Raw genomic sequence first — 8,675 nt, 5'->3', positions numbered from 1 at the left:
CTGTGCGTCCATCAAATATCGACGGCGTCTACAACGTCTTCTACTGCAACTGGGAAGTAAAGAATATCGATCTACGAATCGACGGCGAGAGCAGCTAGAATAGCCCGGCACATGTGTTACCCATGTCTCTAGCCATGTGTTACCCATGTCCCTGTGCTAAACAAGTGCCCACCGTACGGTTTGGGCCGTAGGTTACAGGATACCGAGCGACTGCTTTTGCATCGTCACCAGATCGGCGATGCCGGCCTGCGCCAGGTCGAGCAGGCGGTTCATGCCAGCGCGGTCGAAGGCCGCCCCTTCCGCCGTCCCCTGCACCTCGATGAAGTGCCCGGCCTCCGTCATCACCACGTTCATGTCGGTGTCGCAGCCCGAATCCTCCACATAATCGAGGTCCAGCACCGGCGTGCCCTGAACAATGCCGACCGAGATCGCGGCCACGAAATGCTTCACCGGCACCGCCTCCAGCACGCCGCGCTCCACCAATTTGGAGAACGCATCATGGGCCGCCACCATCGCCCCGGTGATCGACGCCGTGCGCGTCCCGCCATCGGCCTGGATCACGTCGCAGTCCAGGTGCAGGGTGCGTTCGCCAAAGGCTTCCAGGTCGAAGGCGGCGCGCAGCGAGCGGCCGATCAGGCGCTGGATTTCCTGGGTGCGGCCGGACTGCTTGCCGCGCGCGGCTTCGCGGTCCATGCGCGAGTGGGTCGAGCGCGGCAGCATGCCGTATTCGGCAGTCAGCCAGCCCTGGCCCTTCCCTTTCAGGAAGCCCGGCACCTTGTCTTCGATGCTGGCGGTGCAGATCACCTTGGTGTCGCCGCATTCGATCAGCACCGAGCCTTCGGCGTGTTTCGTGTAGTGGCGGGTAATGCGGATGGTGCGCAACTGGTCGACGGCGCGGCCGCCGGTGCGGATGAATGTCATGGCAAACCCTGGTTTATTTGAGGAGGTGGGACGACTTCTCGATGGCCTGGTTGATCTCGGCAATCGCCTTTTCGATGGCGTCTTCGTCGAAGGGGTCGAGGTCCGGCGCGGCGTCGACGCTGCCGATGGTGCTGCTGACCTGGTCCTCGGGCAGCATCTGGGTCGAGACCACGTTCGGCAGGTAAGCGTCGGCATTGTCCATGCCCTGCCAGGCGATCGCCAGGGCCGTCGTGTTGTCGCAGCGCGGGCCGCCGCGCGCCACGGCGCTGGCAACCAGTTCCGGCACCGCCTGGACCACGCTGCGGGTGGCCAGCTTGCCGACGATTTCCGCATCCGGCACCGACGACCACAAGCCGTCGGAGCACAGCAGCAGCACGTCGCCGGTCTGCAGGCCGACCTGCTGCGCGATGTCGACGCGCGGCGGGGTCTGAGCGCCCAGGCAGTTATACAGCTTGTTGCGGTCGGGGTGGCCGGCGCGGTCCGCCGGGCTAGCCTTGCCCTTGTCGATCAGGTATTCGAGGTGCGAGTGGTCGCGCGTGCAGGCCAGCACCTGGTTGCCGCGCACCCAGTACAGGCGCGAGTCGCCGCAGTGGACCCACAGGGCGCAGTTGTGCTGCACCAGGCAGGCCACGACCGTGGTGCGCGGGGTGTCGGCCAGGTTGTGGCGCGCGGCGTAGGCGTGGATGTCGCGGTGGGCCTGGGTGATTGCCTCCTCCAGGAAGCGCTCGGGCTTCTTGATGGTGGGACGCGCCTGCATCTGGAACATCATCGACAGGGTCTGCATGGCGATGGTCGCGGCGATCTCGCCGTGCAGGTGGCCGCCCATGCCGTCGGCCAGCACCAGCAGCAGCGCGTCGCGCGTGAAGCAGTAGCCCATGCGGTCCTGGTTGACGCGGCGGGCGCCGATGTGGCTTTGCTGGTAGACGGAAAACTGCATCGGGGTTCCTTAATCGTTGCTGCCGTTCTTTGCGCGGCCGAAGGCGCCGAGGCGGCCGAACAGGCCGCGCAAGCCGCCAGGACTGGCGGCCGTGGTACTGGACGCAGAGGCCGAAGCAGATGCGGGCGCGGTCTCCTCAAGCAGCGGCAGGGCCGGCGCCGTCTGCAGCACCTTCTGCACTTCGAACACGCTGCGCGGGCGCGCCATCGGGTCGAGCGACAGGCAGGCGCGCACCACGCCGGCCAGCTCCGGCGAATAGATGGTGGCCAGGTAGTCGAAGCGCGGCCCCATCTTGTCTTCCTGCCGGCGCGCGTCGGCGGCCTGGGGCGGCCCGCCGCTCATGCAGGAAAACAGCGCGGCGCCGATGCTGTAGATGTCCGACCACGGCCCCAGCGCCGAACCCTTCACGTACAGCTCGGGCGGGGCGAAGCCCGGCGTGTACATCGGCGCCAGCGCCATCAGGTCCTTGTTGATCGCCTGGCGCGCGGCGCCGAAGTCGAGCAGGATCGGCGAGCAGTCGCTGCGCAGGTAGATGTTGGCCGGCTTCAGGTCGAGGTGCAGCAGTTTGTTGGCGTGCACTTCGCGCAGGCCCTGGCACACGCCCTTGAAGACCTTGCGGATGAAGCTTTCCTTCAGGCGGCTGCCCTTGCCCACCACGCGCGCGATGTGTTCCTGCAGCGAGTGGCCGGATTCGTAGGCCATCACCATGTACACGGTCTCGTTGGCGCGGAAGAAGTTCAGGATGCGTACCACGTTCGGATGGACGATGCGCGCCAGCGCCCGCCCTTCCTCGAAAAAGCATTTCAGGCCGATGCGAAACAGCGGCGCGTTCGGCTTCGGGATGGTCGGCGCAAGCTCGCCCGGCTGGCGCAGCGCGAGCGCGCTCGGCAGGTACTCCTTGATGGCGACCGCGCTGCCCTCGGCATCATATGCAAGATAGACAATACTGAACCCGCCAGACGCGATTTTCTTTACAATGCGATATCCGGCAATCTCCAGCCCATCCGGCAAGGGTGCGTTATTTTGTGCGGCCATACTGAAGAGTTCCTTGCATAACACGGCGATTGTGTGGATAAATGTCGGTCTTGTAAAGAATAATGAGCGTCGGGCAAGGTAAATACGCGCATATCGTGTGCGTCGTTTGCCGGTAGCCGGGCGCCGTGAAAACCGGGGACTCCATTGAGCATTTCAAGCATGACTGGCTATGCGGTTGCCACCAGCGAAGGCGCTGCCGGCACCCTCACGATCGAAATCAAGAGCGTCAATTCGCGCTTCCTCGATCTTCAGTTCCGCATCAACGACGAGCTGCGTGCGCTTGAACCGGACCTGCGCGCCGCGATCATGGCGGCCATCACGCGCGGCAAGGTCGAGGCGCGCCTGTCGTTCGGGCGCAAGGCCGCGGGCGGCACCCAGGCCCTGAACCACGAACTGCTGGCCGACCTGGCGCGCCTGCAAGGTGAAGTGAGCCGTCACTTCGCCCAGGCCCAGCCGATGACTGTGGCCGAGCTGCTGCGCTGGCCGGGCGTGGTCGAGGAATCGCACGTGGGCCAGGAGTCGCTCCAGGCCGACGTCGCCGCCCTCACCGCCCGCACCATCGCGGCCTTTGTCGACAGCCGCCGGCGCGAAGGCGCGGCGCTGGAAGCGATGCTGATCTCGCGCATCGAGGCGATGGAAGCCATCGTCAAGCGCATCACGCCGCTGATCCCGCAAGTGATCTCGCAGTTCCAGCAGAAGGCGGTCGAGCGCATGCAGGACGCCCTGGGCCTGGCCGGCCACGGCAATCCGTCGGTGCTGAGCCGCCAGGAAGTGTTCGAGCGGATTCGCCAGGAAGTGACCCTGTACGGCATCCGCATCGACGTGTCGGAAGAACTGTCGCGCCTGTCGGCGCACCTGAACGAGACCCGGCACATCCTGAAAAAGGGCGGCCAGGTCGGCAAGCGGCTCGACTTCATGATGCAGGAACTGAACCGCGAGGCGAATACGCTGGGGGCCAAGGCCTCGGTGAAGGAGCTGGCGGATGCGTCGATGGAGCTCAAGCTGCTGATCGAGCAGATGCGCGAGCAGGTGCAGAACCTGGAGTAAATAACTGAAATATCAGCGATGCGGTGTTGTCAGGCCGCACGCAACTCGGACGTTGAACCGCGTGGGCACAAGTGCCCACCCTACGAGCAGTGGTAGGGTGGGCACTTGTGCCCACGCGGATTTGTACATATGAATAATCGCGCAGTCGATATATGCTGCGCACTAGAATGCAGAAATAAAGGAACACACCATGCTCACCACCGCCTTCTCCGGCAGCCTGTTCGTCGTCGCCGCCCCGTCCGGCGCCGGCAAATCGACCCTGGTCAACGCGCTGCTCAAGCAGGAACCGGGCATCCAGCTCTCGATCTCGACCACCACGCGCGCGCCGCGCGTAGGCGAGGAAGACGGCGTGCACTACCACTTCACCACCGCCGAGGATTTCGAGAAGCGCGCCGACCGCGGCGAATTCCTGGAGTGGGCCGAGGTGCACGGCAACTTCTACGGCACCAGCCGCCTGAGCGTGGAAGAAAAAATGAAGTCCGGCACCGATATCCTGCTGGAAATCGACTGGCAGGGTGCGCGCCAGGTGAAGAAGCAGTTCCCGGATGCCGCCGGCATCTTCATCCTGCCGCCGTCGATCGCGGCGCTGGAAGAGCGCCTGCACAAGCGCGGCACCGACGAACCGCACATCATCACGCGCCGTTTGCTGGCGGCCGGGGGCGAGATCGCTCACGCTCCCGAGTTCGAATATGCTATCATCAACGAAGAGTTCAACGCCGCCTTGGCCCAACTACAGGCGATTGTCCAGGCGACACGTTGCCGCTTCGCCCAACAGGCCGCCCGCAACGCCTCGCTGTTTGCCCAGCTGGGTATCCACGTACTGCAACAACCGTAATTTTTCCAGCGTCGCCCGCGCCGCTGCTTCCATCTATTCTGGAGTTACCACCATGGCCCGCATCACCATCGAAGATTGCCTGAAAAACGTCCCGAACCGCTTCCAGCTGACCCTGGCCGCGACCTACCGCGCACGCCAGCTGCTCCAGGGCCACACCCCGAAAGTCGAAGCCAAGGACAAGCCGACCGTCGTCGCCCTGCGCGAAATCGCCGCCGGTAAAGTTGGCCTGGAAATGCTGAAGAAAGTGCCGATGTAATTCCGAGATGTAATACCTGGTCTCAGACCGGTCGTTACACCCGACGAACCCGCGGCCCCAACCGCGGGTTCGTCACATTCGGCAGTCCGTAATTCTGTTATTCTGTCCCCACACTGCGGCTGATCGACATAACGTATGAACCTGTTTCCCCCAGATACTACCCATTCTGGCAATCCTCCTGCCCGCGCCAAGCGCTCCGGCAAGCCGCACGACACTGCCGAGGCGCCTGCCCCCGGCGTAGCCTCGGTCACCCAGCTGATCGACAAACTGTCCGACTACCTCACCCCGGCCGAACTGAAGAAAGTCCGCGAAGCCTACCGCTTCTCCGACGAGATGCACCTCGGCCAGGTACGCAAGTCCGGCGAACCCTATATTTCGCACCCGATCGCGGTGGCCGAGATCTGCGCCGAGTGGAAGCTCGATGCGCAGGCCATCATGGCGGCCCTGCTGCACGACGTGATCGAAGACCAGGACGTCAAGAAGGAAGAGCTGATCGAGCGCTTCGGCGCGCCGGTGGCGAACCTGGTCGACGGCCTGTCGAAGCTGGAAAAGATCGAGTTCCAGAGCCTGGTGGAAGCGCAGGCGGAAAACTTCCGCAAGATGCTGCTGGCCATGGCCTCGGACGTGCGCGTTATCCTGATCAAGCTCGCCGACCGCCTGCACAACATGCGCACCCTCGGCGTGATGGTGCCGGCCAAGAAGCGCCGCATCGCCGGCGAAACGATGGAAGTCTATGTGCCGATCGCGCACCGCCTCGGCCTGAACAACATCTACCGCGAGCTGCAGGACCTGGCCTTCTCGCACCTGTACCCGCTGCGCTACCGCACCCTCACCAAGGCGGTGAAATCGGCGCGCGGCAACCGGCGCGAGGTGGTGAAAAAGATCCTGGAATCGGTGAAGCAGACCCTGGCCATGGCCGGCATCCAGGCCGAGGTCTATGGGCGCGAAAAGACCCTGTTCGGCATCTACAAGAAGATGCGCAACAAGCACCTGTCGTTCTCGCAGGTGCTCGACGTGTATGGTTTCCGCGTCGTGGTCGACAACATTCCCAACTGTTACGTGGCGCTCGGCACCCTGCACGGGCTGTACAAGCCGATGCCCGGCAAATTCAAGGATTACATCGCGATCCGCAAGATCAACGGCTACCAGTCGCTGCACACCACCCTGATCGGCCCCTATGGCACCCCGGTCGAATTCCAGATCCGCACCCAGGACATGCACCGCACGGCCGAGTCCGGCGTGGCGGCGCACTGGCTGTACAAGACCGGCGACCAGAACATGTCGGACCTGCAGCAGCGTACCCACGCCTGGCTGCAGTCGCTGCTCGACATCCAGCAGCAGACCGGCGACTCGGCCGAGTTCCTCGAACATGTGAAAGTCGACCTGTTCCCGGATTCGGTGTACGTGTTCACGCCGAAATCAAAAATCATCGCCCTGCCGCGCGGCGCCACGGCGCTCGACTTCGCCTATTCGATCCACACCGGCATCGGCGACCATTGCGTGGCGGTGAAGATCAACAACGAAACCCAGCCGCTGCGCACCGAACTGCACAACGGCGACATCGTGGAAATCGTCACCGACCCGGATTCGCGCCCGAGCCCGACCTGGCTCAGCTATGTGCGCACCGGCAAGGCGCGTTCGGCGATCCGCCACCACCTGCGCACCATCAACGTCAACGAATCGGTGGAACTCGGCCAGGACCTGCTGGCCCAGGCGCTGGCCGCGCGCGGCGTTACCGGCGAATTGCCGGCATCGACCATCGAGCGCGTGCTGGCGGAATCTTCGGCCAAGTCGATGGACGAGCTGTACGCCGACATCGGCATCGGCAAGCGCATGCCGGCGCTGGTGGCGCGCCACATCTTCGGCCTGATGGACGGCGGCGACGACACCCTGCCGTCTTCCGCACCGCTGTCAGGCGAGATCGACCCGGTGACGATCTACGGCAGCGAAGGCGTGTCGGTGCAGCTGGCGCCATGCTGCCTGCCGATCCCGGGCGACGGCATCGTCGGCCAGCTGCGCCGCGACCAGGGCCTGGTCGTGCACACCGCCGACTGCCTGCCGGCCAAGCGCCTGCGTGCCAAGGAGCCGGACCGCTGGATCGCCGTGCAGTGGGGCGAAGAGCTGAACCGCCGCTTCGACTGCCGCATCCGTTTGTTGATCAACAACGAAAAGGGTATTCTGGCGCGCGTGGCGGCCGAGATCGGCGAGTCGGATGGCAACATCACGTATGTAGGCATGGACGAGGACGACGAGAACATGATGACGCAGCTGCGCTTCACCATCCAGGTGAAGGACCGGGTGCACCTGGCGCACCTGATCCGCAATCTGCGGCGGGTGGCGGGGGTCAACCGGGTCGAGCGCGAGCGGGCCTGATCCAGTCATTCGGTCTCATTTGGTCTCATTTCGTCTTACAGGGCAGCCCACGTCATGTGGGTTGTTTCTTTTTGAGCGTACGAAAAACGATTGCTTGACGCTTAACTTTTAGTTCATGCATCATGTTTTTCTTTTTCTTCTGAGAAAAACATGAATCCGTCCGTCCAGGAAGCCCTGCCCCAGTTGCGCGATGCCATCCGTGCCGCCACCGCCGGCCTGGTCGAGCGCGAGGGGTTGGCCGAGCTGATGGTGCTGGGCGCGGTCGCCGGCGAGCACCTCCTGATCGTCGGCCCGCCGGGCACCGGCAAGAGCGCCGTCGTGCGCCGGGTCGCCGCCAGCCTGGGCGGTAATTACTTCGAATACCTGCTCGGGCGCTTCACCGAGCCGGCCGAGCTGTTCGGCCCCGTGAACCTCGGCAAGCTGCGCGAAGGCCTGGTCGTCACCGACACCGCCGGCATGCTGCCCGAAGCGGAGATCGCCTTCCTCGACGAGGTCTTCCTCGGCTCGACCGCCATCCTGAACACCCTGCTCGGCCTGCTGAACGAACGCCAGTTCCGGCGCGGCCACACGCGCATCGCCTGCCCGCTGCGCATCTGCGTGGGCGCTGCCAACGGCTTGCCGGAAGACGAAGGCCTGGCCGCCTTTGCCGACCGCTTCCTGCTGCACGCCTTTGTCGAGCCGGTAGCCGACAACCGGCTCGAAGACCTGCTGGCCGGCGGCTGGGAAGTCGGCCGGCAGCCGCTGGCGCCGCAGGCGGGTCTGGAGCGCCTCGACCGGCTGGCCGGCGCCGTCTCCGCCGTCGACATGGATGCCGTGCGCCCGGCGCTGGCGCATGCGGTGCGCCAGCTGCGCCAGGCCGGCATTGCGCTGTCGGACCGCCGCATCGTGCGCTCGCAGCGCCTGGTGGGGGCCGCCGCCGTGCTGGCCGGGCGCGAGCAGGCGTCGGGCGCGGACCTGTGGCCGCTGCTGTTCGCAATTCCTACCGCGGCCGGCCAGGCCGGCGCACGCGAGGCGCTGCGCGAGATCCTGGCCGAGTCCAGCCACCCGCTGCTGCACAGCGTGACCGAGCAAACGGCCAACACGCCGCAGGCGCGCATTGCCCGCCTGGTCGAGGACAGCGACCGCCTGCTGGCCGGCGGCGACCAGCCGGCGCGCGCCCAGGTCGAAGCCCTGCTGCGCGAGATCGATGCGAATTTCGACCCGGCCGGACTGCCCGCCGACCTGGCCGAACGCCGCGCCAGGCTGGCCGCCAGCCTCACCTGGGCTTGAGC

Annotated in this window: 8 protein-coding genes; 5 read left to right on the top strand and 3 right to left on the bottom strand. The window is 65.1% G+C overall.

What is annotated here, in order from left to right:
- Positions 1-192 precede the first annotated feature (192 nt).
- The 3 genes from rph to LK540_RS16550 are packed head-to-tail and all read right to left on the bottom strand — an operon-like array spanning position 193 to position 2,893.
- Positions 193-921: a ribonuclease PH gene (gene rph, locus LK540_RS16560; RefSeq protein WP_229438407.1), complete on the bottom strand. Its 729-nt coding sequence runs from the start codon at positions 919-921 to the stop codon at positions 193-195.
- A gap of 13 nt (positions 922-934) precedes the next feature.
- On the bottom strand, positions 935-1,858 hold the full coding sequence (locus LK540_RS16555) for a PP2C family serine/threonine-protein phosphatase (protein ID WP_229438406.1): 924 nt from the start codon (positions 1,856-1,858) through the stop codon (positions 935-937).
- Positions 1,859-1,867: 9 nt separating this feature from the next.
- Positions 1,868-2,893 (bottom strand): serine/threonine-protein kinase, encoded by a 1,026-nt coding sequence (locus LK540_RS16550; protein WP_229438405.1) that lies wholly within the window; start codon positions 2,891-2,893, stop codon positions 1,868-1,870.
- 159 nt (positions 2,894-3,052) lie between these two features.
- Between LK540_RS16550 and LK540_RS16545 the strand changes: the two genes are divergently transcribed.
- The 5 genes from LK540_RS16545 (at position 3,053) to LK540_RS16525 (ending at position 8,673) form a co-directional block, all read left to right on the top strand.
- On the top strand, positions 3,053-3,940 hold the full coding sequence (locus LK540_RS16545; RefSeq protein WP_229438404.1) for a YicC/YloC family endoribonuclease: 888 nt from the start codon (positions 3,053-3,055) through the stop codon (positions 3,938-3,940).
- Between the two features lie 190 nt (positions 3,941-4,130).
- Complete coding sequence (gmk, locus tag LK540_RS16540) at positions 4,131-4,775, top strand: guanylate kinase (protein WP_229438403.1); 645 nt, start codon at positions 4,131-4,133, stop codon at positions 4,773-4,775.
- Positions 4,776-4,827: 52 nt separating this feature from the next.
- Positions 4,828-5,031, top strand: a complete 204-nt coding sequence (gene rpoZ / locus LK540_RS16535; RefSeq protein ID WP_005665923.1) for a DNA-directed RNA polymerase subunit omega — start codon at positions 4,828-4,830, stop codon at positions 5,029-5,031.
- A gap of 135 nt (positions 5,032-5,166) precedes the next feature.
- Positions 5,167-7,404, top strand: coding sequence for a bifunctional (p)ppGpp synthetase/guanosine-3',5'-bis(diphosphate) 3'-pyrophosphohydrolase (locus LK540_RS16530; RefSeq protein WP_229438402.1), 2,238 nt, complete (start codon positions 5,167-5,169; stop codon positions 7,402-7,404).
- 150 nt (positions 7,405-7,554) lie between these two features.
- Positions 7,555-8,673, top strand: coding sequence for an AAA family ATPase (locus LK540_RS16525; protein ID WP_229438401.1), 1,119 nt, complete (start codon positions 7,555-7,557; stop codon positions 8,671-8,673).
- The last annotated feature ends 2 nt before the right edge of the window (positions 8,674-8,675 follow it).

Origin of the sequence: Massilia sp. IC2-278 (assembly GCF_020708045.1) — a bacterium.
GTDB lineage: Bacteria > Pseudomonadota > Gammaproteobacteria > Burkholderiales > Burkholderiaceae_D > Telluria.
Note: the sequence above shows the minus strand (reverse complement) of the source record. Positions and strands in the feature narration are given on the sequence as shown.

Coding starts and splice junctions, on each gene's coding strand:
- rpoZ (WP_005665923.1), top strand. CDS start 4,828: ATGGCCCGCATCACCATCGAAGATTGCCTGAAAAACGTCCCGAACCGC.
- LK540_RS16530 (WP_229438402.1), top strand. CDS start 5,167: ATGAACCTGTTTCCCCCAGATACTACCCATTCTGGCAATCCTCCTGCC.
- LK540_RS16550 (WP_229438405.1), bottom strand. CDS start 2,893: ATGGCCGCACAAAATAACGCACCCTTGCCGGATGGGCTGGAGATTGCC.
- LK540_RS16525 (WP_229438401.1), top strand. CDS start 7,555: ATGAATCCGTCCGTCCAGGAAGCCCTGCCCCAGTTGCGCGATGCCATC.
- LK540_RS16555 (WP_229438406.1), bottom strand. CDS start 1,858: ATGCAGTTTTCCGTCTACCAGCAAAGCCACATCGGCGCCCGCCGCGTC.
- gmk (WP_229438403.1), top strand. CDS start 4,131: ATGCTCACCACCGCCTTCTCCGGCAGCCTGTTCGTCGTCGCCGCCCCG.
- rph (WP_229438407.1), bottom strand. CDS start 921: ATGACATTCATCCGCACCGGCGGCCGCGCCGTCGACCAGTTGCGCACC.
- LK540_RS16545 (WP_229438404.1), top strand. CDS start 3,053: ATGACTGGCTATGCGGTTGCCACCAGCGAAGGCGCTGCCGGCACCCTC.